The 25989-nt window shown below is 55.6% G+C and carries 24 protein-coding genes; 17 read left to right on the top strand and 7 right to left on the bottom strand.

Features of this window, described 5'->3' with window-relative positions; all coding sequences use genetic code 11:
- Positions 1-22: 22 nt before the first annotated feature.
- Positions 23-280: a bacteriocin immunity protein gene (locus AB1287_RS16720; RefSeq protein ID WP_435618490.1), complete on the bottom strand. Its 258-nt coding sequence runs from the start codon at positions 278-280 to the stop codon at positions 23-25.
- Position 281: 1 nt separating this feature from the next.
- Positions 282-1730 carry an S-type pyocin domain-containing protein gene (locus AB1287_RS16715; protein WP_435618489.1) on the bottom strand — a complete coding sequence of 483 codons (1449 nt, stop codon included), beginning with the start codon at positions 1728-1730 and terminating at the stop codon, positions 282-284.
- A 475-nt stretch (positions 1731-2205) separates the two neighbouring features.
- Between AB1287_RS16715 and AB1287_RS16710 the strand changes: the two genes are divergently transcribed.
- Positions 2206-3105, top strand: coding sequence for a carboxylate/amino acid/amine transporter (locus AB1287_RS16710; RefSeq protein WP_435618488.1), 900 nt, complete (start codon positions 2206-2208; stop codon positions 3103-3105).
- On the opposite strand, the gene metR is transcribed toward AB1287_RS16710, so the two are convergent.
- Positions 2993-3946, bottom strand: a complete 954-nt coding sequence (gene metR / locus AB1287_RS16705) for an HTH-type transcriptional regulator MetR (RefSeq protein ID WP_435618487.1) — start codon at positions 3944-3946, stop codon at positions 2993-2995. The genes AB1287_RS16710 and metR overlap by 113 nt on opposite strands.
- Positions 3947-4063: 117 nt before the next feature.
- On the opposite strand from metR, the gene metE reads away from it, so the two are divergent.
- The gene (metE, locus tag AB1287_RS16700; RefSeq protein ID WP_435618486.1) at positions 4064-6325 is read left to right on the top strand and encodes a 5-methyltetrahydropteroyltriglutamate--homocysteine S-methyltransferase; all 2262 of its coding nucleotides are present in this window, start codon (positions 4064-4066) and stop codon (positions 6323-6325) included.
- Between the two features lie 98 nt (positions 6326-6423).
- Here the strand turns inward: metE and AB1287_RS16695 are convergent, their stop codons facing one another.
- Positions 6424-7230, bottom strand: a complete 807-nt coding sequence (locus AB1287_RS16695) for a dienelactone hydrolase family protein (protein ID WP_312628812.1) — start codon at positions 7228-7230, stop codon at positions 6424-6426.
- 254 nt (positions 7231-7484) lie between these two features.
- Here AB1287_RS16695 and udp point away from each other — a divergent pair, with 254 nt between their 5' ends.
- The 9 genes from udp (at position 7485) to tatD (ending at position 15394) form a co-directional block, all read left to right on the top strand.
- On the top strand, positions 7485-8246 hold the full coding sequence (gene udp, locus AB1287_RS16690) for a uridine phosphorylase (RefSeq protein WP_312628813.1): 762 nt from the start codon (positions 7485-7487) through the stop codon (positions 8244-8246).
- A 138-nt stretch (positions 8247-8384) separates the two neighbouring features.
- Positions 8385-9836: a DNA recombination protein RmuC gene (gene rmuC, locus AB1287_RS16685; protein WP_435618485.1), complete on the top strand. Its 1452-nt coding sequence runs from the start codon at positions 8385-8387 to the stop codon at positions 9834-9836.
- 67 nt (positions 9837-9903) lie between these two features.
- On the top strand, positions 9904-10659 hold the full coding sequence (ubiE, locus tag AB1287_RS16680; RefSeq protein WP_312628816.1) for a bifunctional demethylmenaquinone methyltransferase/2-methoxy-6-polyprenyl-1,4-benzoquinol methylase UbiE: 756 nt from the start codon (positions 9904-9906) through the stop codon (positions 10657-10659).
- A gap of 12 nt (positions 10660-10671) precedes the next feature.
- Positions 10672-11277, top strand: coding sequence for a ubiquinone biosynthesis protein UbiJ (gene ubiJ, locus AB1287_RS16675; RefSeq protein ID WP_312628817.1), 606 nt, complete (start codon positions 10672-10674; stop codon positions 11275-11277).
- Positions 11274-12914, top strand: coding sequence for a ubiquinone biosynthesis regulatory protein kinase UbiB (gene ubiB, locus AB1287_RS16670; protein ID WP_312628818.1), 1641 nt, complete (start codon positions 11274-11276; stop codon positions 12912-12914). Before ubiJ ends, ubiB begins: the two co-directional genes overlap by 4 nt.
- A 75-nt stretch (positions 12915-12989) precedes the next feature.
- The gene (gene tatA, locus AB1287_RS16665; protein WP_435618484.1) at positions 12990-13253 is read left to right on the top strand and encodes a Sec-independent protein translocase subunit TatA; all 264 of its coding nucleotides are present in this window, start codon (positions 12990-12992) and stop codon (positions 13251-13253) included.
- A 3-nt stretch (positions 13254-13256) separates the two neighbouring features.
- Positions 13257-13793, top strand: a complete 537-nt coding sequence (gene tatB, locus AB1287_RS16660; RefSeq protein WP_312628820.1) for a Sec-independent protein translocase protein TatB — start codon at positions 13257-13259, stop codon at positions 13791-13793.
- A gap of 2 nt (positions 13794-13795) precedes the next feature.
- The gene (tatC, locus tag AB1287_RS16655) at positions 13796-14572 is read left to right on the top strand and encodes a Sec-independent protein translocase subunit TatC (protein WP_312628821.1); all 777 of its coding nucleotides are present in this window, start codon (positions 13796-13798) and stop codon (positions 14570-14572) included.
- A gap of 39 nt (positions 14573-14611) precedes the next feature.
- A complete protein-coding gene (tatD, locus tag AB1287_RS16650) occupies positions 14612-15394 on the top strand; it encodes a 3'-5' ssDNA/RNA exonuclease TatD (protein ID WP_435618483.1) in 783 nt (260 codons plus the stop codon).
- Between the two features lie 2 nt (positions 15395-15396).
- Here tatD and rfaH read toward each other — a convergent pair whose 3' ends face one another.
- A complete protein-coding gene (gene rfaH, locus AB1287_RS16645) occupies positions 15397-15885 on the bottom strand; it encodes a transcription/translation regulatory transformer protein RfaH (RefSeq protein WP_312628824.1) in 489 nt (162 codons plus the stop codon).
- A 173-nt stretch (positions 15886-16058) separates the two neighbouring features.
- Between rfaH and ubiD the strand changes: the two genes are divergently transcribed.
- Both ubiD and fre read left to right on the top strand, forming a co-directional pair.
- Positions 16059-17543 (top strand): 4-hydroxy-3-polyprenylbenzoate decarboxylase, encoded by a 1485-nt coding sequence (gene ubiD, locus AB1287_RS16640; protein ID WP_312628825.1) that lies wholly within the window; start codon positions 16059-16061, stop codon positions 17541-17543.
- A gap of 40 nt (positions 17544-17583) precedes the next feature.
- On the top strand, positions 17584-18285 hold the full coding sequence (gene fre / locus AB1287_RS16635; RefSeq protein ID WP_312628827.1) for an NAD(P)H-flavin reductase: 702 nt from the start codon (positions 17584-17586) through the stop codon (positions 18283-18285).
- A 119-nt stretch (positions 18286-18404) separates the two neighbouring features.
- Here fre and fadA read toward each other — a convergent pair whose 3' ends face one another.
- Entirely contained in the window at positions 18405-19568 is a 1164-nt protein-coding gene (gene fadA, locus AB1287_RS16630; RefSeq protein ID WP_435618482.1) for an acetyl-CoA C-acyltransferase FadA, read from the bottom strand.
- 9 nt (positions 19569-19577) lie between these two features.
- The gene (gene fadB, locus AB1287_RS16625; RefSeq protein WP_435618481.1) at positions 19578-21767 is read right to left on the bottom strand and encodes a fatty acid oxidation complex subunit alpha FadB; all 2190 of its coding nucleotides are present in this window, start codon (positions 21765-21767) and stop codon (positions 19578-19580) included.
- Between the two features lie 188 nt (positions 21768-21955).
- Here fadB and pepQ point away from each other — a divergent pair, with 188 nt between their 5' ends.
- From pepQ to hemG, 4 genes are read left to right on the top strand one after another with little or no spacing between them, the layout of a single operon-like run.
- Positions 21956-23287 (top strand): Xaa-Pro dipeptidase, encoded by a 1332-nt coding sequence (gene pepQ / locus AB1287_RS16620; protein WP_435618480.1) that lies wholly within the window; start codon positions 21956-21958, stop codon positions 23285-23287.
- On the top strand, positions 23287-23901 hold the full coding sequence (locus AB1287_RS16615) for an IMPACT family protein (RefSeq protein ID WP_435618479.1): 615 nt from the start codon (positions 23287-23289) through the stop codon (positions 23899-23901). Before pepQ ends, AB1287_RS16615 begins: the two co-directional genes overlap by 1 nt.
- 40 nt (positions 23902-23941) lie before the next feature.
- A complete protein-coding gene (trkH, locus tag AB1287_RS16610; protein WP_312628837.1) occupies positions 23942-25393 on the top strand; it encodes a Trk system potassium transporter TrkH in 1452 nt (483 codons plus the stop codon).
- A gap of 11 nt (positions 25394-25404) precedes the next feature.
- Complete coding sequence (gene hemG / locus AB1287_RS16605) at positions 25405-25956, top strand: menaquinone-dependent protoporphyrinogen IX dehydrogenase (protein ID WP_435618478.1); 552 nt, start codon at positions 25405-25407, stop codon at positions 25954-25956.
- Positions 25957-25989: the final 33 nt, after the last annotated feature.

Below are 25989 nucleotides of genomic sequence, written 5' to 3'. Positions count from 1 at the left end.
GCTAATCCTTTAGCCGTAGGCATCAGCACTGTTTAAATCCCGGCTTGCCGTTTTTGGCTCGCCATTCCTTAACTTCTTTTACGATCCCCTCAGGACTGTCTTCACGATCATCTCTTGGATAATAAATAAGATCAGAACCGTCTGGATGCTCAGTTAATCGCTCAAATTCATCGACTAATTTGTCATCATCCTCTTCCGTGGCCCCTTCTGCTCGGCAAATTTTTCTGACAAATTCCAGAAACTCAGCTTCGTTATAATCAGAAATCGTGTTCTTTTTCATCTCACTTACCTTCTTTATGGATCTCGATATGACGCTTAGGAGTTATCACGCGAATATTATCAATGTCATACACTGCGCCATTATCTTTAATCAAATTAACATGGTGAAGTTCAAAACGTCGACGTCCTCCAACTCGCTCTGATACAGGAACAAATGGTGACTTGCCATTTTTAACGCTCGTCTTGTTTTGACTTTTGAGTTGCTTAAGTAGATCTGGATCTTTCCCTGCTTCCGTCCAGAAGGCTCTCCTGAACGCATCAAAATTCGCAAATTTACGCCCACGCAGTTTCTCAGTAATCTGGGCTGGAATGGGTACTCCCGTACCTTTGCCTGCTTCGTAAAGCCAGTTATCCCCTACAGTTTGCCCCCGTCCCGTCACCGTCCCCTCCATATCGCGGGCGCGGCTTATGATTACATAGACAGGTTCAACCCCGGTCCCCGCTGCATCCGGGCGCCAGTAGATAAAATCATACAGCTCCTGTGCGTCTGCCCCCGGAAATGTGGTTACGGTTATAGTGTCTACCGGCTTTACTGCCGTTCCGGTATGCTGGGGTATAACCGGAGCGGGAGCCTGGTTTCCCGTATCAGAAGGAGTCGACGGGGCGGGTACCGGGTTAATCAGTATAGTCCTCGATGGCTCCCCGCCCATCGCCGGCAGTGTTATGACATCCAGACCCGTCGATGTATCGCGCACAGATTCCAGTACGAGGACCTCTGATGGGGCACCTTCGCCCGTTTTTATCAGCGTCAGTGCCATCTGACCGTCCTGGTTAATCAGTGCGCCACGAATCGGCAAATTAACGGTCGGTGTCCCTGGCTCAATGGAAACCCTCTTTTCCACCATCATCCGGGCATTCATCGCGACCATGGCTTCAACGTCGCGACCGGGTATCCGGTCGCTGCCCTGGCCTGCTGAGGGTGAGAACAGAATCGTTGATGCCGCTGCCACCATCGGCCCTGCCGTGCTGGCTGTCAGCAGGGAAACTGCCCGGCTGATGGCCGCAGCCAGAGTGGATAAAAGCTCTCCTGCAATGCCCATGACGCCATCGCCGGCTACTGCGAACTGTATTCCTTCCTGCCCACTGTTCAGGGCCAGTATGCCGGGCCCGCCCAGTAGCGATATGGCGCCCTGAGCCTGTTCCGGAGTAAATTCAGGAACGGGCATCTGTCCGGTCATCAGGTTAATCGCAACGTGCTTTTCAGTGTCAGTGGCGTAGCACATCGCCACACCTTTTCCGTCATCCCTGTCCATCACCCACTGCATGCCCAGAGCCTGAAAGTACATCTGGTAGCAGGCTTTTTTCTTTGACCTGAACTTATATTTTCCGTCACCGAGGCTGATGACAAGTGGTTCCTTTTCGGGGAGAGGATTACCGGAGGGAGAGACGATGGCTTTACCATTCGAATCATAAGGTATGCCATCTTTGTAGTACGCTGGGATGATTGCCATGTGACTTCCTTTTGTCTGAAATCCGGAGGCTATGGTTCAGCCCCTGTCCTGATAAATCTCTGGCTACAAGGTTCATTAGACCATTTAAATATTGTGGATATTTTATTGTCAATACATTCAGTTAATTAGAGGATTTTTAGTGGACGTAATGATTGCGAGGTAACAGCGGCTGACAGATATGATAGTAATCGGGCCGTCAGGGCGGCTTACTGGTGTGTCACTCAATACCTTCAGCGATACGACTTACAGTGACTCGAATCCTGAATAGCTGCGCGGAATAGTGCTACACAGCCAACTGTAGCGGCATTCGGCGCAGCTATTTAGATTATTCGTGGCGATTCATTTAACTATCAGTAATCGACCCTATTTTATTTTGGGAAAAGGCTGGCATAAGGCGTGGTTGCTTGTCATTTGTTCAGTTGTCAACCGGGGACTCCGCTACAATGAGCGCTCACTCACCTCAGAGAGTTTCATCGTGGCATTATTGATTATCACCACCGTGCTGTGGGCATTCTCCTTCAGCCTGATTGGCGAATACCTGGCGGGCAGCGTCGACAGCGTTTTCTCCGTGCTGGTCCGCGTGGCCCTGGCGGCGCTGGTGTTTTTACCGTTCCTGCGCGCCCGTGGTCAGTCGCTGCGGGTGCTGGTGCTGTATATGCTGGTGGGCGCGATGCAGCTCGGCATCATGTATCTGCTGGCGTTCCGCGCCTATCTCTACCTGACCGTTTCTGAATTCCTGCTGTTTACCGTGCTGACGCCGCTCTATATCACGCTGATTTATGACTTAATCAGCAAGCGTCGGCTGCGCTGGGGCTACCTGCTGAGCGCGGGGCTCGCGGTGATTGGCGCAGCCATCATTCGCTATGATCACATTAGCCCGCATTTCTGGACGGGCCTGCTGCTGGTACAGCTCTCCAATATCACTTTTGCTATCGGTATGGTGGGGTACAAACGCCTGATGGAGATTCACCCGATGCCGCAGCATAACGCTTTCGCGTGGTTCTACATGGGGGCATTTCTTGTGGCGCTGGTGGCGTGGTTTACGCTGGGGAATCCGCAAAAGCTGCCGACGACGGGGCTACAGTGGGGCATTCTGGTGTGGCTCGGCGTGGTGGCTTCCGGGATTGGCTACTTTATGTGGAACTATGGCGCCACGCAGGTGGACGCCGGCACGCTTGGCATCATGAATAACATGCACGTGCCTGCCGGGCTGCTGGTGAATTTCGCCATCTGGCAACAGCAGCCGCACTGGCCGAGCTTTATCACAGGGGCGCTGGTGATTGTGGCTTCACTGTGGGTCCATCGCCATTGGGTCGCTCCGCGTTCCGCACAAACGGCAGATGATCGCAGGCGTGGTTCCGCGCTGAGCGAATAAACGCTTCCGTTACCGGCTGGCGCTGCTCGCCGTCGCGCACCGCAGCATACAGCCGGCTCCACAGACCTTCGCCCAGGGTTTTGGTGACCACCAGACCCTGGCGCTCAAAACTTTCCACCACCCAGTGCGGCAGAGCCGCAATGCCCATCCGCGCCGCTACCATCTGAATCAGCAGCAGCGTGTTATCGACGCTCTTCAGCGACGGGCTGACGCCTGCTGGTTGCAGAAAGTGCCGCCAGATATCAAGCCGTTGGCGCTGCACCGGGTAGATCAGCAGCGTTTCGCTGGCGATATCTTCCGGCGTAATACGGGTTCGTGACGCCAGCGGGTGCTCCGGGGCCAGCACAAGACGCACTTCATAATCGAACATCGACGAATAGTGCAGGCCACTGCGCGGCAGGATGTCGGAGGTCAGCACAACATCCAGCTCGCCCTGCTGAAGGGCTGGCTGTGGGTCGAACGTCACGCCGGATTTGAAATCCATCTCCACCTGCGGCCAGGCTGCGCGGAAGTTCTCCAGCGCGGGCGTCAGCCACTGAATGCAGCTGTGGCACTCAATGGCGATACGCAGAGTCGTTTGCTGCGGTTCATTGCAGGCCTGTAAAGCACGGCCGATTTGCGGCAATACCTGATTCGCCAACTGCAAAAGGATCTCGCCCTGCGGCGTAAAGCGCAGCGGCTGGCTTTTACGTACGAACAGCCGGAAGCCAAGGCGCTGTTCCAGATCGCTGAACTGGTGTGAAAGCGCCGACTGCGTCTGGTGCAGCATTGCCGCTGCTGCCGCAAGCGAGCCGCTGTTCCGCAACGCCTGCAGCGTTTTCAGGTGTTTAATCTCGATCATGAAAGTCCTTCACTTCGGCATGAAAATGTTGCGCTTGAGGAATATACAGTAACCGCCAATTATGGATGTGTAAACATCTGGACGTCCAAATAACAAATTTCCTCAAGGGGCAACGACATGACTATCAAAAACCATACCCTCGGATTTCCTCGCGTTGGTCTGCGCCGCGAGCTGAAAAAAGCTCAGGAAAGCTACTGGGCAGGCAACATTTCCCGTGAAGAGCTGCTGAACACCGGGCGTGAGCTGCGCACCCGTCACTGGCAACAGCAGAAAGACGCCGGTGTGGATTTACTGCCGGTGGGCGATTTCGCCTGGTACGACCATGTTCTGACCACCAGCCTGCTACTGGGCAACGTGCCGGCTCGTCATCAGAACAAAGACGGCTCAGTGGATATCGACACTCTGTTCCGCATCGGTCGCGGTCGTGCGCCAACCGGCGAACCAGCCGCAGCCGCTGAAATGACTAAGTGGTTTAACACCAACTATCACTATATGGTGCCGGAATTCACCAAAGGTCAGGAATTCAAACTGACGTGGACACAGCTGCTGGATGAAGTGGACGAAGCGCTGGCGCTCGGCCACAAGGTGAAGCCTGTGCTGCTTGGCCCGGTGACGTATCTGTGGCTGGGTAAAGTGAAAGGTGAACAGTTTGACCGCCTGAGCCTCCTGAAAGATATTCTCCCGGTTTACCAGCAGGTGCTGGCGGAGCTGGCAAAACGCGGCGTGGAATGGGTGCAAATCGACGAGCCAATCCTGGTGCTGGAACTCCCGCGCCCATGGCTCGACGCCTTCCAGCCTGCGTATGACGCATTGCAGGGCAAAACAAAACAGCTGCTGACGACCTATTTCGAAGGCGTGACGCCAAATCTGGACACCATCACCGCGCTGCCGGTGCAGGGCCTGCATGTCGATCTGGTGCATGGTAAAGATGACGTGTCTGAGCTGCACAAGCGTCTGCCTGCTGACTGGCTGCTCTCTGCGGGCCTGGTAAACGGCCGTAACGTCTGGCGTGCCGATCTGACGGAGAAATATACGCAAATTAAGGACATCGTCGGCAAACGCGATCTGTGGGTGGCTTCTTCTTGTTCTTTGCTGCATAGCCCGATCGATCTCAGCGTGGAAACCCGCCTGGATGCAGAAGTGAAGAGCTGGTTTGCCTTTGCCCTGCAAAAATGCGAAGAGCTGGCCCTGCTGCGAGATGCGCTGAACAGTGGTGATACTAAAGCCATCACAGAATGGAGCGCGCCGATTCAGGCTCGCCGTCACTCCACCCGCGTGCATAATGCGGCGGTAGAGCAGCGTCTGGCGGCGATCACCGCAAAAGACAGCCAGCGCGAAAATGCGTACGAAGTCCGTGCTGAAGCGCAGCGCGCACGTTTCAGGCTGCCAGCCTGGCCGACAACGACTATCGGCTCTTTCCCGCAGACCACTGAGATTCGCGGCCTGCGCCTGGACTTCAAAAAAGGCGCGCTGGATGCCAATAACTATCGCACCGGGATCGCTGAACATATCAAACAGGCGATTGCCGAGCAGGAACGCTTAGGTCTGGACGTGCTGGTGCACGGTGAAGCAGAGCGTAACGACATGGTGGAATACTTTGGCGAACACCTCGACGGCTTCGTCTTTACCCAAAACGGCTGGGTGCAGAGCTACGGCTCCCGCTGCGTGAAGCCGCCTGTGGTGATCGGCGACATCAGCCGCCCTGAAGCCATCACCGTTGAATGGGCGAAGTATGCGCAGTCTCTGACTGACAAACCGGTTAAAGGCATGCTGACGGGCCCGGTAACCATTCTCTGCTGGTCCTTCCCGCGCGAAGACGTGAGCCGTGAAACTATCGCTAAGCAGATCGCGCTGGCGCTGCGTGACGAAGTGGCGGATCTGGAAGCCGCAGGTATCGGCATTATTCAGATTGACGAACCGGCCCTGCGCGAAGGCCTGCCGCTTAAGCACAGCGACTGGGCGGCGTATCTGCAATGGGGCGTGGAAGCTTTCCGCATCAACGCCGCCGTGGCGAAAGACGAAACGCAAATCCATACACACATGTGCTACTGCGAATTCAACGACATTATGGATTCTATCGCGGCGCTGGATGCGGACGTGATCACTATTGAAACCTCACGCTCTGATATGGAACTGCTTGAATCGTTTGAAGAGTTTGACTACCCGAACGAAATTGGGCCGGGCGTGTACGACATTCACTCCCCGAACGTGCCAAGCGTGGAATGGATTGAAGCGTTGCTGAAGAAAGCCGCTCAGCGTATTCCGGCCGAACGCCTGTGGGTGAACCCGGACTGCGGTCTGAAAACGCGCGGCTGGCCTGAAACCCGCGCTGCACTGGCGAACATGGTGCAGGCGGCGCAGAATTTGCGTCACGCGTAGTGGAGATGAATTGCCGGGCGACGCCATTGCTTGCCCGGCCTACAAGGACGTTGAAATCATCCCAGGCCCGGTAAGGCGTAACCGCCACCGGGCTTTTTTTACGCTTTTTTATCGCCGTACTGGCTGAACCACGCCAGCATACGCTGCCAGCCATCTTTGGCGGATTCTTCATGGTAGCTCGGGCGATAATCTGCATTAAACGCGTGCCCGGCATCCGGGTAGACGACGATCTCGGCTTTCGCATTGGCGGCCCGCAGCGCCTGGCGCATGGTCTCCACGCTCTCAAGTGAAATACCCGTGTCCTGCCCGCCATACAGGCCAAGCACCGGGGCGGTGAGGTCAGTGGCGACATCAACCGGATGCTTGGGGGAATTCAGGGACTTTTCGCCCACCAGTTTGCCGTACCAGGCCACCGCAGCCTTCAGTTGCGGGTTGTGGGCGGCATAGAGCCAGGCAATTCGCCCGCCCCAGCAGAAGCCGGTGATCAGCAGGCGATTGGCGTCACCGCCGTTGCGTGAAGCCCAACTGGCGACGTGATCTAAATCGGACAGCACCTGCGCATCCGGCACCTTCGTTACCAGCTCGCTGAACAGGGTAGGGATATCGGCGTAATCGTTCGGGTCGCCCTGACGGAAGTAGAGCTCAGGTGCAATCGCCAGATAGCCTTCGTTCGCCAGTCGGCGGCAGACGTCGCGAATGTGTTCATGCACGCCAAAAATCTCCTGCACCACAATGACCACCGGCAGCGGGCCGCCGGTATTTTTGGGGCGGGCGTGATAAGCAGGCATGTTCTCGCCGCGGGAAGGAATAGAGGTTTCTCCCGCGACGATAGCATCGTCAGGCGTGTGAACGATGGTCGAGGCGTGAGGGGCCGCAGCAGGTGCAAAGCCAGTTTTTTCAGTCATGGCATTCTCCGTACCAATAATTAGCGCAGTGGTAAATATAGTCCGCAGGTTGACGATTCACAGTGCCAGAAAACGGCTATCTTATGTGCAGTGCTCATCGTTATCGCTTGTTAATGTGATGTAAATCACTTTTATAAAGAAAATCAATGCAAACATTTTCATCCATAGTGATGGGTGTCACTAAAATGTGCCTGAAGCTTCGGTAAAGTGCGTTTTTGCTTCTGCTGATAAACCGATCCAGAGAGGAGTTTTTTATGTCTAAGTCTGATGTTTTTCATCTCGGCCTCACCAAGAACGATTTACAAGGGGCAACGCTCGCGATCGTCCCGGGTGATCCGGAGCGTGTGGAAAAGATCGCCGCGCTGATGGATAAGCCGGTTAAGCTGGCATCGCACCGTGAATTCACCTCCTGGCGTGCAGAACTCGATGGTAAACCCGTTATCGTCTGCTCAACCGGTATCGGCGGCCCGTCCACCTCTATCGCGGTGGAAGAACTGGCTCAGCTTGGTATCCGCACGTTCCTGCGCGTGGGTACCACTGGCGCCATTCAGCCAAACATCAACGTTGGTGATGTGCTGGTGACGACCGCATCCGTTCGCCTTGATGGCGCAAGCCTGCATTTTGCGCCGATGGAATACCCGGCGGTGGCTGACTTTGCCTGTACTACCGCGCTGGTCGAAGCGGCGAAATCCGTTGGCGCAACCACCCATATCGGCGTGACCGCTTCTTCCGACACCTTCTATCCGGGTCAGGAGCGTTACGACACCTTCTCTGGTCGCGTAGTCAGCCGTTACAAAGGCTCCATGGAAGAGTGGCAGTCGATGGGCGTGATGAACTACGAGATGGAGTCCGCCACTCTGCTGACCATGTGCTCCAGCCAGGGCCTGCGCGCCGGGATGGTTGCGGGCGTTATCGTCAACCGCACCCAGCAAGAAATCCCTAATGCGGAAACGATGAAGAAAACGGAAAGCCACGCGGTCAAAATCGTGGTCGAAGCGGCCCGTCGTCTGCTGTAGTTTTCCTCTCTTCGATAAAAGGCCGACGCGTTCGGCCTTTCTTTTTGCGTATTGCCTCGCAGGAAAGACCTTTCCAACTGGACGTTTATACAGCACAATTCTATGTTGTGCCGGTAAGTCGTTGACGCAGGGGGAGCGGTGGACATTTCAATCATCATTAGCGCAGTGGTAGCACTGCTTGTCGGGGGCGTGTTTGGCTGGTTAGCCACAAAATCCCATGCGGACAGGCAGCGGGCCGATTTCCTTGAAGATCGCCACGAGCTGGAAATGGAGCTCAGCGCGGCCAGACAACAGCTGGCTCAGCATGCCCACTGGCGCGACGAGTGTGAATTGCTGAACAACGAGCTGCGCAGCCTGCGGGATATCAATGCCTCGCTGGAAGCCGATCTGCGTGAGGTGACTACCCGTCTTGAATCCACTCAGCAGCATGCCGAAGACAAAATCCGCCAGATGGTCAACAGCGAACAGCGCCTGAGCGAGCAGTTTGAAAACCTCGCTAACCGTATTTTTGAGCACAGCAATCGCCGAGTGGATGAGCAAAATCGCCAAAGTCTGCACGGCTTGCTGACGCCGCTGCGTGAACAGCTTGATGGTTTCCGCCGCCAGGTCCAGGACAGCTTTGGTAAAGAGGCGCAGGAGCGCCATACGCTGGCCCATGAAATTCGTAATCTTCAGCAGCTGAACGCGCAGATGGCGCAGGAAGCCGTCAACCTCACTAAGGCGCTGAAAGGCGACAATAAAACCCAGGGGAACTGGGGCGAAGTCGTGCTGACTCGCGTGCTTGAAGCGTCCGGACTGAGGGAAGGGTACGAATACCAGACTCAGGTCAGCATCGAAACCGAAGCTCGTGCACGTATGCAGCCCGACGTCATTGTGCGCCTGCCGCAGGGTAAAGACGTGGTCATCGACGCGAAAATGACCCTGGTCGCCTACGAACGCTATTTTAACGCCGAAGATGAATACTCCCGTGAGTCGGCGCTTCAGGAGCATATCGCGTCTCTTCGCAACCATATTCGCCTGCTGGGGCGTAAAGACTATCAGCAGCTGCCGGGGCTGCGTTCGCTCGACTACGTGCTGATGTTTATTCCGGTTGAGCCCGCTTTTCTGCTGGCAATTGACAGGCAGCCGGAGCTCATTACTGAAGCGCTGAAGAACAACATCATGCTGGTCAGCCCCACCACGCTGCTGGTGGCGCTGCGCACCATAGCTAACCTTTGGCGCTACGAGCATCAGAGTCGTAACGCGCAGCAAATTGCCGACCGTGCAAGCCGCCTGTACGACAAAATGCGCCTGTTCGTGGACGATATGTCCGCCATTGGCCAGGGGCTCGATAAAGCGCAGGATAACTATCGTCAGGCGATGAAAAAGCTCGCTTCAGGGCGTGGAAATCTGCTGGCGCAGGCCGAATCGTTCCGCGATTTGGGCGTGGAGGTGAAGCGTGAGATTAATCCGGAACTGGTTGAACAAGCTACTGCTGAAGAGGCTGCTTTTGACGCTGAGCGTAAGGCGCTAAATGATAGCGAAGAGAATTTATTCGCGCCGGACGCGCCGCCTGATGATGCGTCTGTACGGGTGTCGCGGCACGGTTGAGGCGTAGGGGAAATGCGCTCAATCTGTTACACTCCGGGGAATCTTTTCTTCAAAGGCAGGCATTGAGATGGTTGAGGATTCACAGGAAACGACGCACTTTGGCTTCCAGACGGTTGCCAAATCGCAGAAAGAGGACATGGTGGCACATGTATTCCATTCTGTTGCCGCTAAATATGATGTCATGAACGACCTGATGTCGTTCGGGATCCATCGCTTGTGGAAGCGCTTCACCATCGACTGCAGCGGCGTGCGCCGTGGGCAAAAAGTGCTGGATCTGGCAGGCGGTACGGGCGACCTGACGGCAAAATTCTCACGCCTCGTCGGTGAAACCGGAAACGTGGTGCTGGCAGACATTAACGCCTCCATGCTCAAGATGGGCCGTGAAAAGCTGCGCAACATTGGCGTGATTGGCAATGTGGAATACGTTCAGGCCAACGCTGAAGCACTGCCGTTCCCCGATAACACCTTTGATTGCATCACCATCTCTTTTGGCCTGCGTAACGTCACTGATAAAGATAAAGCGCTGCGTTCCATGTATCGCGTGCTGAAACCAGGCGGACGCCTGCTGGTGCTGGAATTCTCCAAACCCATTATCGAGCCGCTGAGTAAAGCCTACGATGCCTACTCCTTCCACGTGCTGCCGAAAGTCGGCGAAGTGGTGGCAAAAGATGGCGAAAGCTATCGCTATCTGGCGGAATCTATCCGCATGCATCCGGATCAGGAAACCCTGAAAGCGATGATGCAGGACGCTGGTTTTGACAACGTCGATTACTACAATCTGACGGCCGGTATCGTCGCCCTGCATCGCGGCTATAAGTTCTGACAGGAGTCCGCCATGCCTTTTCAACCGTTGGTCACCGCAGGCATTGAGGGTGCGCTCAACACGTTTCTGTGGCGCGAACGCGCGCTGCAGCCGGCCCGGCAGCGTTTGCTGGGCAAAGTGTTGCGTATTGAGCTTAAAGAGTTCACCTCTCCGCTGGTGTTGGCATTCAGCGCGCAGCAGATTGACGTGTTGAGCGCCTGGGAAGGCGAGGCGGACTGTACCGTCAGCACCCGCCTCGGCGTGCTGCCGCAGTTGCGTAATCGCCAGCAGCTGACAACTCTGATTCGCTCGGGCGATCTTGAAGTCCAGGGCGATCTCCAGGTGGTGCAGAACTTTGTCGCGCTGGCTGATTTAGCCGAGTTTGACCCCGCAGAACTGCTGGCTCCCTATACCGGTGATATTGCGGCCGAAGGCGTCAGTAAAGTGCTTCGCGGCGGGGCGAAATTTTTGCAGCGGGGCCTGCAGCGTCAGCAGCGCTATGTGGCTGAGGCCATCACTGAAGAGTGGCGGATGGCGCCAGGTCAGCTTGAAGTCGCCTGGTTTGCTGAAGAATGCGCCGCCGTGGAGCGTGCGACGGAAGCGTTAAGCAAGAGGCTGGAAAAACTGGAGGGGAAATGACGCCAGGGGAAATGCGGCGCCTGTATTTTATCATCCACACCTTTTTGAGTTACGGGCTTGATGAGCTCATTCCCAAAATGCGTATCACGCTGCCGCTACGAATCTGGCGGCGGATGCTGTTCTGGATGCCTAACCGCCATAAAGATAAGCCATTAGGCGAACGCCTGCGCCTGGCGCTGCAGGAGCTTGGCCCGGTGTGGATCAAATTCGGGCAGATGCTTTCAACCCGCCGCGACCTCTTCCCTCCGCTTATTGCCGATCAACTGGCGATGCTACAGGATCGCGTCGCACCGTTTGACGGAAGGCTGGCGCAGCAGCAAATCGAAAAATCAATGGGCGATATTCCCGTCGAAAGCTGGTTTGACGATTTTCAGGTTGAACCACTGGCTTCAGCCTCCATCGCCCAGGTGCATACCGCGCGCCTGAAAGAAAACGGCAAAGAGGTGGTCATCAAGGTGATTCGCCCGGATATCCTGCCGGTTATCAAAGCGGATATGAAGCTCATCTACCGCCTGGCACGTTGGGTGCCTCGCCTGCTGCCGGACGGTCGCCGTTTACGCCCTCAGGAAGTGGTCCGCGAATATGAAAAAACGCTGCTGGATGAACTAAACCTGCTGCGTGAAGCGGCTAACGCCATTCAGCTGCGCCGCAACTTTGAAGACAGCCCGATGCTGTACGTGCCGGAAGTCTATTCCGACTACTGTCGTGAAGACATGCTGGTGATGGAAAGGATTTACGGCATTCCGGTGTCGGATATCGAGACGCTGGAAAAACAGAATACCAACATGAAGCTGCTGGCCGAGCGCGGCGTGCAGGTCTTCTTCACTCAGGTGTTCCGCGACAGCTTCTTCCATGCGGACATGCACCCGGGCAATATTTTTGTCAGCTACGAGCACCCGGAAAATCCGAAGTATATCGGCATCGACTGCGGCATCGTCGGCTCACTGAACAAGGATGATAAGCGCTATCTGGCGGAAAACTTTATCGCCTTCTTCAACCGCGATTACCGCAAGGTGGCTGAACTGCATGTGGATTCTGGCTGGGTGCCGCCGGATACTAACGTCGAAGAGTTTGAATTTGCTATCCGCACCGTCTGCGAGCCTATCTTTGAGAAGCCGCTGGCAGAAATCTCGTTCGGTCACGTTCTGCTCAATCTGTTTAACACCGCGCGCCGTTTCAATATGGAAGTGCAGCCGCAGCTGGTTTTACTTCAGAAAACACTACTTTACGTTGAGGGGGTAGGACGCCAGCTCTATCCTCAGTTAGACTTGTGGAAGACGGCGAAACCTTTCCTCGAATCATGGCTCAAAGATCAGGTTGGGATCCCGGCGCTGGTGCGTGCGTTTAAAGAGAAAGCGCCGTTCTGGATTGAAAAAATGCCGGAAATGCCTGAACTGATCTATGACAGCTTGCGCCAGGGCAAAAGTCTTCAGCGAAGCATTGATAAAATCGCGTACGAATTGGGCGCGAACCGGGTCCGGCAGGGGCAATCCCGCTATCTGTTTGGCGTAGGGGCTGTCTTCATGCTGAGCGGTACGCTGTTAATGATTACCCGTCCTGACCTGGGGCTTCAGCCCACCGGGCTCATGGGCGCGGGGATCGTTGTCTGGCTTCTCGGCTGGTTTAAAAGCCGCTGATTTTTGCATCATTCGGACGTCGGTGTGTAAGCTGCACGCCGGTTTTTCACTATCATCTGACACGGAGGAAGAGGTATGGGTGGTATCAGTATTTGGCAGTTGTTAATTATCGTCGTGATTGTGGTTCTGCTTTTCGGGACGAAAAAGCTGAGTTCACTGGGTTCCGATTTGGGCGCGTCTATCAAAGGCTTCAAAAAAGCCATGGGTGATGATGACGACAAGCAGGATAAAAAAGAGTCATCTGCACAGGATGCTGATTTCCCGGCGAAATCGCTTTCCGAAAAGCAGGATGACGCCAGCAAAGACGATGCAAAACGCCACAATAAAGAGCAGGTGTAATTCGTGTTCGATATTGGTTTCAGTGAACTGCTGCTGGTCTTCGTTATTGGCCTGATTGTCCTTGGGCCTAAGCGTTTACCTGTGGCTGTGAAAACCGTTGCAGGCTGGATCCGGGCGATTCGCTCGCTGGCGACGACGGTGCAAAATGAACTGGCTCAGGAACTGAAGCTCCAGGAGTTTCAGGACAGCCTGAAGAAGGTGGAGAAGGCGAGCATCGGTAACCTTTCTCCTGAGCTGAAAGAGTCGATGGACGAACTGCGCGAAGCGGCGGAGTCCATGAAGCGTTCTTACACTCAGCATGATGCGGAGCGTGCAGGCGATGAAGCCAACACCATTCTGAATCCACTGGTGAAGGGTAGCGAAGCCCAGCGCGAAGGCGTGACGCCGGTGACGGCGGAACATCAGGCCAGCGCTGAGCCTCAGGCACCGGCTGAAACCGTCGAAAAAGCGCCGGATTCCGCTGTGACCGAGGCCAAAATGAAATCGCCAGCGGCCGCACCGGCTTCCGATTCCTCCCCTGCAAACAGCGATAAACCGTAACCATGGGCGTAGAAGAGACTCAACCGCTGATTGCACATCTGATTGAGCTGCGTAAGCGCCTCATCAACTGCATCATCGCGGTATTCGTGATTTTCCTGGCGTTGGTTTACTTTGCTAACGACATTTATCAGCTGGTCTCTGCACCGCTGATCAACCAGATGCCGGCCGGGGCAACGATGATTGCCACCGACGTGGCGTCGCCGTTCTTTACGCCGATTAAGCTGACGTTCATGGTGTCGGTGATCCTTTCGGCTCCCGTGATTCTGTATCAGGTGTGGGCGTTTGTTGCCCCGGCGCTGTACAAGCATGAACGCCGTCTGGTGGTGCCGCTGCTGGTGTCCAGCACGTTGCTGTTCTATATCGGTATGGCGTTCGCCTACTTTGTTGTCTTCCCGCTGGCGTTTGGTTTCCTGACGCACACCGCGCCGGTTGGCGTACAGGTGTCGACGGATATCCGCAGCTATCTCGATTTCGTCATGGGGCTGTTTATGGCCTTCGGCGTGGCGTTTGAGGTGCCTGTGGCCATCGTGCTGCTGTGCTGGGTTGGCGTTACCACGCCGGACGATCTGCGCAAGAAGCGCCCCTATGTACTGGTTGGCGCGTTCGTTGTCGGAATGCTGTTAACGCCGCCGGATGTGTTCTCGCAAACGCTGCTGGCCATCCCGATGTACTGTCTGTTTGAAGTCGGGGTGTTCTTTGCCCGCTTCTACACCGGCAAACGACTGTCGCGTGATGAAGACGCAGCGGCGGAAAACGAAGCCGCCGAAAAAGAAGAGTAATCCAGCCGCCCGAAAGGGCGGTTGTTGTATGGAGTCACCATGTTTGATATTGGCGTTAACCTTACCAGTGCCCAGTTTTCCCATGATTGTGATGAAGTGGTAGCCCTTGCATTTTCAGCAGGCCTTAGTGGGATGCTGATAACCGGCACGAATCCTGAAGAAAGCGAAGCCGCGCAGCAACTGGCGCAGCGCTATACCCGATGCTGGTCAACGGTGGGCGTTCATCCGCATGACAGCAGCCGCTGGTCATTGGCTGTGGAAGAGAAAATTCGTCGCCTGGCTCAGCTGCCCGGCGTGGTAGCTGTGGGGGAATGTGGGCTCGATTTTAACCGTAACTTCTCCACTCCCGATGAGCAGGAAGCGGCGTTCAGCGCTCAGCTGGTGCTGGCAGCTGAGCTGAATATGCCTGTCTTTATGCATTGCCGTGAAGCGCATGAGCGGTTCATGACGTTATTAAAACCCTGGCTTGATAAGCTGCCCGGTGCCGTTCTCCACTGCTTTACCGGAACGCGAGAAGAGCTTGTGGATTGCCTTAACCACGGCCTTTATATCGGTATTACGGGGTGGGTGTGCGATGAGCGGCGGGGGCTCGGGCTGCGGGACATGCTGCCGCTCATTCCTGCCGACCGGCTGATGGTGGAAACCGATGCACCATGGCTGCTACCGCGAGATTTGTCGCCTAAACCTGCTTCCCGTCGTAATGAACCCGCGCATCTGCCGCATATTATACAACGCGTTGCGCAATGGCGCGGAGAAGATGCACAGGCACTTTCCATACGTACTGATGAAAATGTGAAGCGCTTGTTTGGGATAGATTTTTAACGTCAGACTTTGCGGAAATCGGTGTTTTTCACGCTCTGTAATACCTGTTTATTCAGCAGATTAAGCAGCAGCATGGAGCGTGCTTCGCCGTCAGGCTCGGTGAAAATAGCCTGTAGCCCTTCGAAGGCGCCTTCAGTGATCACCACGTCATCGCCCGCATAGGGCGTTTGCGGATCGGTGATTCCTTCAGGCTTATGAATGGAGAGCTGATGAATGACATCCGAAGGCACCGTTGCAGGCTGCATGCCAAAACGAACAAAATGGCTGACGCCGCGGGTGGCGTTGATGGTGGTGGTGTGAATGACTTCCGGGTCAAACTCCACAAACAGATAGTTGGGAAACAGCGGCTCATCCACGGTAGTACGCTTACCCCGGACGATTTTTTCCAGAGCAATAGTCGGCATCAGGCAATTCACCGCCTGGCGCTCAAGGTGTTCCTGGGCACGCTGAAGTTGCCCGCGTTTGCAGTACAGTAAATACCAGGCTTGCATAATGGCTCTTTTCCGTGAATCTGTGGGGAAGCATAACAAAAGCCAGGCCCGATAGCGAAAGGGATTGTCGCCGTTTCAGGTGCCAGGAATTCACGCGAATTTAACAAAATTACAGCATCCCGCGCCCGAAGGCCGTATAATGAGGCGCTTACAAAGAGGCCATGACTGACCCCATGAAATACCATGATTTACGCGACTTTCTGACACAGCTGGAACAGCAGGGCGAGCTGAAACGTATCTCTCTGCCGGTTGATCCTCATCTGGAAATCACCGAAATTGCCGATCGCACATTGCGTGCGGGCGGTCCGGCGCTGCTGTTCGAGAATCCGAAGGGCTATGACATGCCAGTGCTGTGCAACCTGTTCGGCACACCGCGCCGGGTGGCGCTGGGGATGGGGCAGGAAGAGGTCAGTGCGCTGCGTGAAGTGGGAAAACTGCTGGCGTTTCTGAAGGAGCCGGAGCCGCCGAAGGGCTTCCGGGATCTGTTCGACAAGCTGCCGCAGTTTAAGCAAGTCCTGAACATGCCGACCAAACGCCTGCGTAGCGCGCCCTGCCAGCAAAAAGTAATGCAGGGCGATGACGTCGATTTAACCCGCATTCCCATCATGACCTGCTGGCCGGAAGACGCCGCGCCGCTGATCACCTGGGGTTTAACGGTGACCCGCGGTCCGCACAAAGATCGCCAGAATCTGGGTATTTATCGCCAGCAGCTGATTGGCAAGAACAAACTTATCATGCGCTGGCTTTCCCATCGTGGCGGCGCGCTGGATTTCCAGGAGTGGTGCGCGGCTCACCCGGGTGAGCGGTTCCCGGTATCCGTGGCGCTCGGCGCCGATCCGGCGACAATTCTCGGCGCGGTCACGCCAGTGCCGGATACGCTGTCAGAATATGCTTTCGCAGGTCTGCTTCGCGGCACCAAAACGGAAGTAGTGAAATGCCTGTCGAACGATCTGGAAGTGCCTGCCAGCGCTGAAATTGTGCTGGAAGGCTACATTGAGCCGGGCGAAATGGCGCCGGAAGGGCCCTATGGCGACCACACGGGTTATTACAATGAAGTCGATAGCTTCCCGGTATTTACCGTTACCCATGTGACCCAGCGCGAAGATGCTATTTACCACTCAACCTATACTGGCCGTCCGCCGGATGAGCCTGCGGTGTTGGGCGTTGCGCTGAACGAAGTCTTCGTGCCGATTCTGCAAAAGCAGTTCCCGGAAATCGTTGATTTTTATCTGCCACCGGAAGGGTGTTCCTACCGCCTCGCGGTGGTAACGATGAAAAAACAGTACGCCGGGCATGCCAAACGCGTGATGATGGGCGTCTGGTCGTTCCTGCGCCAGTTTATGTACACCAAATTTGTGATTGTCTGCGATGATGACGTGAACGCCCGTGACTGGAACGACGTTATCTGGGCCATCACCACGCGTATGGATCCGGCCCGTGATACGGTGCTGGTAGAAAACACGCCGATTGATTATCTGGACTTTGCCTCGCCGGTTTCCGGCCTGGGCTCGAAAATGGGGCTGGATGCCACCAATAAGTGGCCTGGTGAAACCCAACGCGAGTGGGGACGTCCGATCAAGAAAGATCCCGAAGTGACGGCACGCATCGACGCCATTTGGGATGAGCTGGCCATCTTTAACGACGGCAAGAGCGCCTGAGCGCCGCCGTGTTTGCTTATAGACCCGACAGAGGGAGCGCATGACAACCTTAAGCTGTAAAGTCACTTCGGTAGATGCCATTACCGACACGGTATACCGCGTTCGTTTAGAACCGGAAGCGGCCTTTTCCTTCCGCGCGGGACAGTATCTGATGGTGGTGATGGATGAGCGCGACAAGCGCCCGTTCTCCATGGCCTCTACGCCTGCTGAGCAGAACAGCATCGAGCTGCACATTGGCGCCTCCGAGCTGAATCTGTACGCGATGGCGGTGATGGACAGGATCCTCAAAGAGCGTGAAATTGTCGTCGATATGCCTCACGGTGAAGCCTGGCTGCGCGACGATGAAGAGCGCCCGCTGGTGCTGATTGCCGGCGGGACTGGCTTCTCCTATGTACGCTCAATTCTGCTGGCCGCGCTGGCGCAGAACCCAAACCGCGAGATTGCTATTTACTGGGGCGGTCGCGAAGAGAAGCATCTGTATGACCTGTCCGAACTGGAATCGCTGAGCGTGACTCATCCAAACCTGCGCGTTGAGCCGGTGGTTGAACAGCCGGAAGAGGGCTGGCGCGGGCGTTCCGGAACCGTGTTGACCGCAGTGCTGCAGGATTACGGTACGCTGGCAGAGCACGATATCTATATCGCCGGTCGTTTTGAGATGGCAAAAATTGCCCGTGACCTGTTCTGCAATGAGCGCGGCGCGCGTGAAGATCGTCTGTTTGGTGATGCATTCGCGTTTATTTAACAGCGAAAAAGCAGAAATAAAAAACCCGCCCCTGACAGGCGGGAAAAACGGCAACTAAACAGTATTACTCTTACGCATTACCCTTTCAAAGCCGGGGCATCGCCCCGGCTTTTGCTGTCTCAGACGCGCTCTATCACCGTCGCAATCCCCTGACCGAGTCCGATACACATTGTTGCCAGACCAAACTGGGCATCTTTGCGTTCCATCAGGTTCAGGAGCGTGGTGGTGATGCGGGCACCGGAGCAGCCTAACGGGTGGCCGAGAGCAATCGCGCCGCCGTTGAGGTTGATCTTCTCGTCGATCTGCTCCATCAGCCCCAGATCTTTAATGCACGGCAGGATCTGCGCGGCGAACGCTTCATTCATTTCAAACAGGTCGATATCGCTGGTCGACAATCCGGCTTTCTTCAGCGCCAGCTTCGACGCCGGAACCGGACCGTAGCCCATAATGGACGGGTCGCAGCCCACGACTGCCATGGAACGAATACGTGCACGCGCTTTCAGTCCCAGTTCGCGGGCGCGGCTTTCGCTCATGACCAGCATTGCGGCAGCGCCATCGGAAAGCGCTGATGAGGTGCCTGCGGTAACCGTTCCTGTGACTGGATCGAAGGCCGGGCGTAAAGCCGAGAGCGCTTCGACCGTGGTTTCCGGACGGATCACTTCGTCGTAGTTAAATTGCTTCAGCACGCCGTCGGCATCGTGCCCGCCGGTCGGGATGATTTCATTTTTAAACGCGCCCGACTGCGTGGCTGCCCATGCGCGGGCGTGAGAGCGGGCGGCAAACCGATCCTGCATTTCACGGCTGATGCCGTGCAGGCGCGACAGCATTTCCGCCGTCAGACCCATCATCCCGGCCGCCTTTGCCACATTGCGGCTCATGCCGGGATGGAAATCCACGCCGTGACTCATCGGTACGTGACCCATGTGTTCGACGCCGCCGAGCAGGCAGGCCTGCGCATCACCGGTCATGATCATGCGGGTTGCGTCGTGCAGCGCCTGCATGGACGATCCGCACAGGCGGTTGACGGTTACTGCCGGAACGGAATGCGGGATTTCGGCCAACAGTGAAGCGTTACGGGCGATGTTGAAGCCCTGTTCCAGGGTCTGCTGCACGCAGCCCCAGTAAATATCATCGAGCGCCGCCGGATCCAGAGAAGGATTACGGGAAAGCAGGCTACGCATCAGATGTGCGGAGAGGTCTTCTGCACGCACGTTACGGAATGCGCCGCCTTTTGAACGGCCCATCGGGGTACGAATTGCATCGACAATGACAACCTGTTCCATTGTGACTCCTTAAGCCGTTTTCAGCTCACCCACCGGACGGGCAGGTTCAATCGGTGGATAATATGCTTCGTTGTGGCGTGCTTTGCTACGCAGGCCTTCCGGTACTTCGTACAGCGGGCCGAGATGCTGATATTGCTGCGCCATATCGAGGTATTTCGCACTGCCAAGCGTATCCAGCCAGCGGAAGGCACCGCCGTGGAACGGAGGGAAGCCGAGGCCGTAAACCAGCGCCATATCGGCTTCTGCCGGCGTGGCGATAATACCTTCTTCCAGACAGCGCACCACTTCGTTGACCATTGGGATCATCATGCGGGCGATGATCTCTTCGTCGCTGAAGTCACGCTTCGGCTGGCTGACTTCTGCCAGCAGCGCTTCAACGGCGGCGTCTTCTTCTTTCTTCGGTTTACCCTTACTGTCTTCTTTGTAGCGCCAGAAGCCGAGTCCGTTTTTCTGACCGTAGCGGCTGGCTTCAAACAGCACGTCGATGGCATCGCGATAATCTTTCTGCATGCGCTGCGGGAATCCGGCGGCCATCACGGCTTGTGCATGATGCGCTGTATCAATACCTACCACGTCCAGCAGATACGCCGGGCCCATCGGCCAGCCGAAGACTTTCTCCATCACTTTGTCGACTTTGTGGAAGTCGGCACCGTCTCGCAGCAGCTGGCTGAAACCGGCAAAGTAAGGGAACAGTACGCGGTTGACGAAGAAGCCCGGGCAGTCGTTGACCACAATTGGCGTTTTGCCCATTTTGCTGGCCCAGGCGACCACTTTGGCGATGGTTTCGTCAGAGGTTTTCTCGCCGCGAATCACTTCGACCAGCGGCATACGATGCACCGGGTTGAAGAAGTGCATGCCGCAGAAGTTTTCCGGGCGTTGCAGCACGCTTGCCAGTTCACCGATAGGAATGGTGGAGGTATTGGAGGCCAGGACGGTGTCCGGACGAACCTTCTCTTCCGTTTCAGCCAGTACCGCTTTTTTGACTTTTGGATTTTCCACAACGGCTTCAACCACGACATCCACGCGATCAAATCCGGCGTAGTCGAGTGTCGGGTGAATAGTGGAGATTACACCCGCGAGCTTCAGTCCATTGATTTTACCGCGCTCCAGCTGTTTGTTCAGCAGCTTGGCAGCCTCGTTCATCCCGAGGGTCAGCGATTTATCGTTGATGTCCTTCATGATCACCGGCACGCCCTTCCAGGCCGACTGGTAAGCAATGCCGCCGCCCATGATCCCGGCACCAAGCACGGCGGCCTGTTTCGGGGTGTCGACGTTTTTGGTCAGCTTCTTCGCCTGTCCTTTGACGAACTGGTCGTTAAGGAAAATGCCAACCAGTGCACGAGCCTCTTTTGAATGCGCCAGCGGCACAAAGCTCTGGTTTTCAAGTACCAGCGCCTGGTCACGGCCTAATTGGGCTGCGGCTTCAATGGTTTTTACGGCAGTGATGGGTGCCGGGTAATGCTTGCCTGCCGTCTGCATCACCATGCCCTTGGCGATGGTGAAGCTCATGGTGGCTTCAATTTTGCTGAGCTTCAGCGGCTCGAGCTTTGGCTGACGTTTGGCTTTCCAGTCCAGATCGCCGCTGATGGCCTGACGCAGAATAGCGATGGCACCTTCACGCAATTTTTCTGGCTTCACTACGCCGTCAACCAGGCCGATCTTGAGTGCTTCGTCTGCACCCACATCCTTCCCGGCGGCGATGATTTCCAGTGCGCTATCGGCACCCAGCAGGCGCGGTAAACGCACAGAGCCGCCGAAGCCAGGCATGATGCCAAGCTTCGTTTCCGGCAGGCCAATGCGCAGATCTGGTGTTGCCAGACGGTAGTCGGTTGCCAGTACGCATTCACAGCCGCCACCCAGCGCGTAGCCGTTGATGGCGGAAATAGTCGGGACGGGAAGATCTTCCAGCCGGCAAAATACGCTGTTGGCAAAATGCAGCCACTGACTCAGCTGTTCTTGTGGCACCTGGAACAGGCCGAGGAATTCGGTAATGTCCGCACCGACGATAAACGCGGCTTTTTCGGAGCGCAGCAGTAAGCCCTTCAGATCCTGCTGTTTTTCGAGGACGTCCAGCGCCTGGCCAAGGCTGGCTACGGTTGCGGTATCGAGCTTGTTAACCGAGCCGGGGGCATCGAACACCAGTTCGGCAATGCCATCTTCCAGCCAGGTGAGGTACAGGGTGTCGCCTTTGTAGAGCATGTCAGTCTCCTGAATCCAGTAGAGTTACTGGTCTTACCAGATGAGACGGAGTGTGGATTTTATGTTAATAAAATGCAAATTAGTCATTAAGAAAATGACGTCTGGATCACGCTCGGCAGAAATCACGCAGGGTGAAACCGATGTGCTAAGATGCGGGAATTCGCCTCAAAAAAAGAGAAGGGTAAAACATGGATTCACTGGCCACACTCTATAAGAATCATATTGCTACGTTACAGGAGCGCACGCGTAACGTACTGGAAAAATTTAAGCTCGACGCCTTACTGATTCATTCCGGCGAGCTGTTCAACGTCTTTCTTGACGATCACGCCTATCCGTTCAAAGTGAACCCACAGTTCAAGGCCTGGGTGCCGGTCACGCAGGTGCCAAACTGCTGGCTGCTGGTGGACGGTGTGAACAAGCCGAAGCTGTGGTTCTACCTGCCGGTGGATTACTGGCACAACGTGGAACCGCTTCCGACTTCGTTCTGGACTGAAGAGGTTGAGGTTATCGCCCTGCCTAAAGCGGACGGCATCGGCAGCCAGCTGCCTGCGGCGCGCGGCAACGTTGCTTATATTGGGCCTGTGGCGGAACGCGCGCTGGGTCTGGATATTGCGGCAGCGAACATTAATCCGAAAGGGGTGATTGATTACCTGCACTACTACCGCTCTTATAAAACCGACTACGAACTTTCCTGCATGCGCGAAGCGCAGAAAACGGCGGTGAACGGACACAAAGCGGCGCAGGAAGCATTCCTGTCCGGGATGAGTGAATTCGACATCAATCAGGCGTACCTGACAGCAACGGGCCATCGTGACACCGATGTGCCTTACGGCAATATCGTCGCGTTGAATGAGCACGCTGCGGTTCTGCACTACACCAAACTTGATCATCGCGCGCCGTCTGAGATGCGCAGTTTCCTGCTGGACGCCGGTGCCGAATACAACGGCTATGCGGCCGACCTGACCCGTACGTGGGCGGGTAACAGCGATACCGAGTTTGCTCAACTGATTAAAGATGTGAACGCTGAACAGCTGGCGCTTATCGACACACTGAAAGCGGGTGTGAGCTATGTTGACTACCACGTCCAGTTCCATCAGCGCATCGCTAAGCTGCTGCGTAAGCATCAGATTGTGACCGATATGAGCGAAGAAGCTATGGTCGAAAACGATCTGACAGGGCCATTTATGCCGCACGGCATCGGCCATCCACTGGGCCTGCAGGTACACGACGTAGCCGGGTTTATGCAGGATGATACCGGCACGCATCTGGCAGCGCCGTCGAAATACCCGTATCTGCGCTGCACCCGCATTCTGCAACTGCGCATGGTGCTGACTATCGAGCCGGGCATCTACTTTATTGAATCCCTGCTGGCGCCGTGGCGTGAAGGGCAATTCAGCAAGCACTTCAACTGGCAGAAAATTGAAGCAATGAAGCCATTCGGCGGTATTCGTATCGAAGATAACGTCGTGATCCACGAGAACAGTATTGAAAACATGACCCGGGATCTGAAGCTGGCCTGATGGACAGCTGGCTCATCCCGGCTGCGCCGGTGACCGTGGTCGAAGAGATCAAAAAAAGCCGCTTCATTACGCTGCTTGCCCATACTGAGGGAGTGGACGCGGCGAAAGCGTTTGTCGAGTCCGTCAGGGCTGAGCATCCGGATGCGCGCCACCACTGCGTGGCGTGGGTCGCCGGGCCGCCCAACGATTCGCAACAGCTTGGGTTCTCAGATGACGGGGAACCGGCCGGAACGGCAGGCAAGCCGATGCTGGCACAGCTGATGGGCAGCGGCATCGGTGAAATTACCGCTGTAGTGGTTCGTTACTACGGCGGAATTTTACTGGGGACAGGCGGGTTGGTGAAAGCCTACGGCGGCGGCGTGCATCAGGCGCTGGCGGAGCTCACCACGCAGCGCAAGATGCCGTTAACCGAATATACTTTGCAGTGCGATTACGGACAGCTGTCCGGTATCGAGGCGCTTCTGGCGCAATTTTCCGGGAAAATCGTCAGCAGCGATTATCAGGCCGATGTGCATCTTAAGGTGGCACTTCCGCAGGCCGAACTGACGGCTTTTTCCGCAAAGCTGGCGGATTTTAGTCGCGGTTCATTGCAATTATGCAGGATTGACGAATAATCCCCGGTCTACTTTTTGCTTATCAAAGGAAGCGGCAGAGATGCATTTTCGTGCCATAACCCGAATCGTCGGCCTGCTGGTCATTCTGTTTTCAGGCACCATGATTGTGCCTGGGCTGGTTGCGTTGATCTATAAAGACGGGGCCGGGCGGGCATTTACCCAGACCTTTTTCGTCGCGCTGGCGATTGGCGCGATGCTGTGGTGGCCGAACCGTAAGCAAAAAGGGGAGCTGAAATCCCGCGAAGGGTTTCTGATTGTTGTGCTGTTCTGGACCGTGCTGGGCAGCGTCGGTGCGCTGCCGTTTATCTTTGCCGAACAGCCTAATCTGACCATCACTGATGCCTTCTTTGAATCTTTCTCTGGCCTGACAACGACCGGCGCAACCACGCTGGTGGGCCTGGATTCTTTACCCCACGCGATTCTTTTCTACCGGCAGATGCTGCAATGGTTTGGCGGGATGGGGATCATCGTGCTGGCGGTGGCCATCCTGCCTATTCTTGGCGTTGGGGGGATGCAGCTCTATCGTGCAGAAATGCCGGGGCCGTTGAAAGATAATAAGATGCGCCCGCGCATTGCCGAAACGGCGAAAACGCTGTGGCTGATTTATGTTCTGCTGACCGTCGCTTGTGCGCTGGCTCTGTGGTTTGCCGGGATGCCTGCGTTCGACGCCATTGGTCATAGCTTTGCCACCATCGCTATCGGCGGCTTTTCTACGCACGATGCCAGCGTGGGTTATTTCAACAGTCCTACCATCAACAGCATTATTGCTATCTTCTTGCTGATCTCGGGCTGTAACTATGGCCTGCACTTCTCTTTATTAAGCGGTCGCAATTTGAAGGTGTACTGGCGCGACCCGGAATTTCGCATGTTTATTGGCGTGCAGCTAACGCTGGTTATCATTTGTACGCTGGTGTTGTGGTTCCACGATGTCTATAACTCGGCGCTCACAACGCTCAACCAGGCGTTCTTCCAGGTGGTGTCGATGGCGACAACCGCAGGATTTACCACGGACAGCATTGCGCGCTGGCCGTTGTTCCTGCCGGTACTGCTTTTATGTTCAGCATTTATCGGTGGCTGTGCGGGCTCGACGGGCGGTGGCCTGAAGGTTATTCGTATCCTGCTTCTCTTTAAGCAAGGAAACCGTGAATTAAAACGCCTGGTGCACCCGAATGCCGTCTACAGCATCAAGCTTGGCAACCGTGCGTTGCCGGAACGCATACTCGAAGCGGTATGGGGATTCTTCTCTGCTTACGCGCTGGTGTTTATCGTCAGTATGCTGGCTATCATTGCGACGGGCGTTGACGATTTCTCAGCATTTGCTTCCGTTGTTGCAACGCTGAATAACCTCGGTCCCGGGTTGGGCGTAGTGGCGGATAACTTCGCCAGCATGAATCCCGTGGCTAAATGGATCCTGATTGCCAATATGCTGTTTGGTCGTCTGGAAGTCTTTACGCTGTTGGTGCTGTTTACACCGACTTTCTGGCGCGAATAACAGGAGCGTTTGTGAAAATATTGATTCTCTTTTCTACCCGGGACGGGCAAACGCGTGAGATTGCAGCTTCACTTGCGTCAGAATTAAAAGAGCAGGCTTTCGATGTCGACATGGTGAACCTGCATCGTGCGGAGAGCATTGACTGGCAGAAATACAACGGCGTCGTGATTGGCGCATCTATTCGTTACGGTCATTTCCATTCCGCGCTGGAGAGCTTTGTCAAAAAGAATCAGCAGGCATTGCAGCAGTTGCCGAGCGCGTTTTATTCCGTGAACCTGGTTGCACGCAAACCTGAAAAGCGCACGCCACAGACTAACAACTATACTCGCAAGTTTTTGCTGAGCTCACCGTGGGAACCCGATCGCTGCGCCGTCTTTGCTGGTGCACTGCGTTACCCGCGCTATAGCTGGTATGACCGCATGATGATCCGCCTGATAATGAAAATGACCGGCGGCGAAACGGATACCAGTAAAGAGGTGGTGTATACCGACTGGCAGCAGGTTACCCATTTCGCCCACGAAATCGCGCAACTTGTGCGCAATTCGGGCGTAAAACCAGCGTAAAGCCTGGAATTTGAGCGGTCAGAAAGTTTTTTT

Source organism: Scandinavium sp. UTDF21-P1B (assembly GCF_040750395.1).
Taxonomy (GTDB): Bacteria; Pseudomonadota; Gammaproteobacteria; order Enterobacterales; family Enterobacteriaceae; genus Scandinavium.
The sequence above is the reverse complement of the archived record's forward strand: the minus strand, read 5'-3'. Positions and strand labels throughout refer to the sequence as shown.

What these genes read in the sequence shown, in the direction of transcription:
- metR (WP_435618487.1), bottom strand. Translation starts at nt 3,946, where the DNA reads ATGATCGAGATTAAACACCTGAAAACGCTGCAGGCGTTGCGGAACAGC.
- trkH (WP_312628837.1), top strand. Translation starts at nt 23,942, where the DNA reads ATGCATTTTCGTGCCATAACCCGAATCGTCGGCCTGCTGGTCATTCTG.
- ubiD (WP_312628825.1), top strand. Translation starts at nt 16,059, where the DNA reads ATGAAATACCATGATTTACGCGACTTTCTGACACAGCTGGAACAGCAG.
- AB1287_RS16615 (WP_435618479.1), top strand. Translation starts at nt 23,287, where the DNA reads ATGGACAGCTGGCTCATCCCGGCTGCGCCGGTGACCGTGGTCGAAGAG.
- AB1287_RS16715 (WP_435618489.1), bottom strand. Translation starts at nt 1,730, where the DNA reads ATGGCAATCATCCCAGCGTACTACAAAGATGGCATACCTTATGATTCG.
- fre (WP_312628827.1), top strand. Translation starts at nt 17,584, where the DNA reads ATGACAACCTTAAGCTGTAAAGTCACTTCGGTAGATGCCATTACCGAC.
- tatA (WP_435618484.1), top strand. Translation starts at nt 12,990, where the DNA reads ATGGGTGGTATCAGTATTTGGCAGTTGTTAATTATCGTCGTGATTGTG.
- AB1287_RS16720 (WP_435618490.1), bottom strand. Translation starts at nt 280, where the DNA reads ATGAAAAAGAACACGATTTCTGATTATAACGAAGCTGAGTTTCTGGAA.
- tatD (WP_435618483.1), top strand. Translation starts at nt 14,612, where the DNA reads ATGTTTGATATTGGCGTTAACCTTACCAGTGCCCAGTTTTCCCATGAT.
- ubiE (WP_312628816.1), top strand. Translation starts at nt 9,904, where the DNA reads ATGGTTGAGGATTCACAGGAAACGACGCACTTTGGCTTCCAGACGGTT.
- ubiJ (WP_312628817.1), top strand. Translation starts at nt 10,672, where the DNA reads ATGCCTTTTCAACCGTTGGTCACCGCAGGCATTGAGGGTGCGCTCAAC.
- rfaH (WP_312628824.1), bottom strand. Translation starts at nt 15,885, where the DNA reads ATGCAAGCCTGGTATTTACTGTACTGCAAACGCGGGCAACTTCAGCGT.
- udp (WP_312628813.1), top strand. Translation starts at nt 7,485, where the DNA reads ATGTCTAAGTCTGATGTTTTTCATCTCGGCCTCACCAAGAACGATTTA.
- tatC (WP_312628821.1), top strand. Translation starts at nt 13,796, where the DNA reads ATGGGCGTAGAAGAGACTCAACCGCTGATTGCACATCTGATTGAGCTG.
- fadA (WP_435618482.1), bottom strand. Translation starts at nt 19,568, where the DNA reads ATGGAACAGGTTGTCATTGTCGATGCAATTCGTACCCCGATGGGCCGT.
- ubiB (WP_312628818.1), top strand. Translation starts at nt 11,274, where the DNA reads ATGACGCCAGGGGAAATGCGGCGCCTGTATTTTATCATCCACACCTTT.
- AB1287_RS16695 (WP_312628812.1), bottom strand. Translation starts at nt 7,230, where the DNA reads ATGACTGAAAAAACTGGCTTTGCACCTGCTGCGGCCCCTCACGCCTCG.
- pepQ (WP_435618480.1), top strand. Translation starts at nt 21,956, where the DNA reads ATGGATTCACTGGCCACACTCTATAAGAATCATATTGCTACGTTACAG.
- fadB (WP_435618481.1), bottom strand. Translation starts at nt 21,767, where the DNA reads ATGCTCTACAAAGGCGACACCCTGTACCTCACCTGGCTGGAAGATGGC.
- metE (WP_435618486.1), top strand. Translation starts at nt 4,064, where the DNA reads ATGACTATCAAAAACCATACCCTCGGATTTCCTCGCGTTGGTCTGCGC.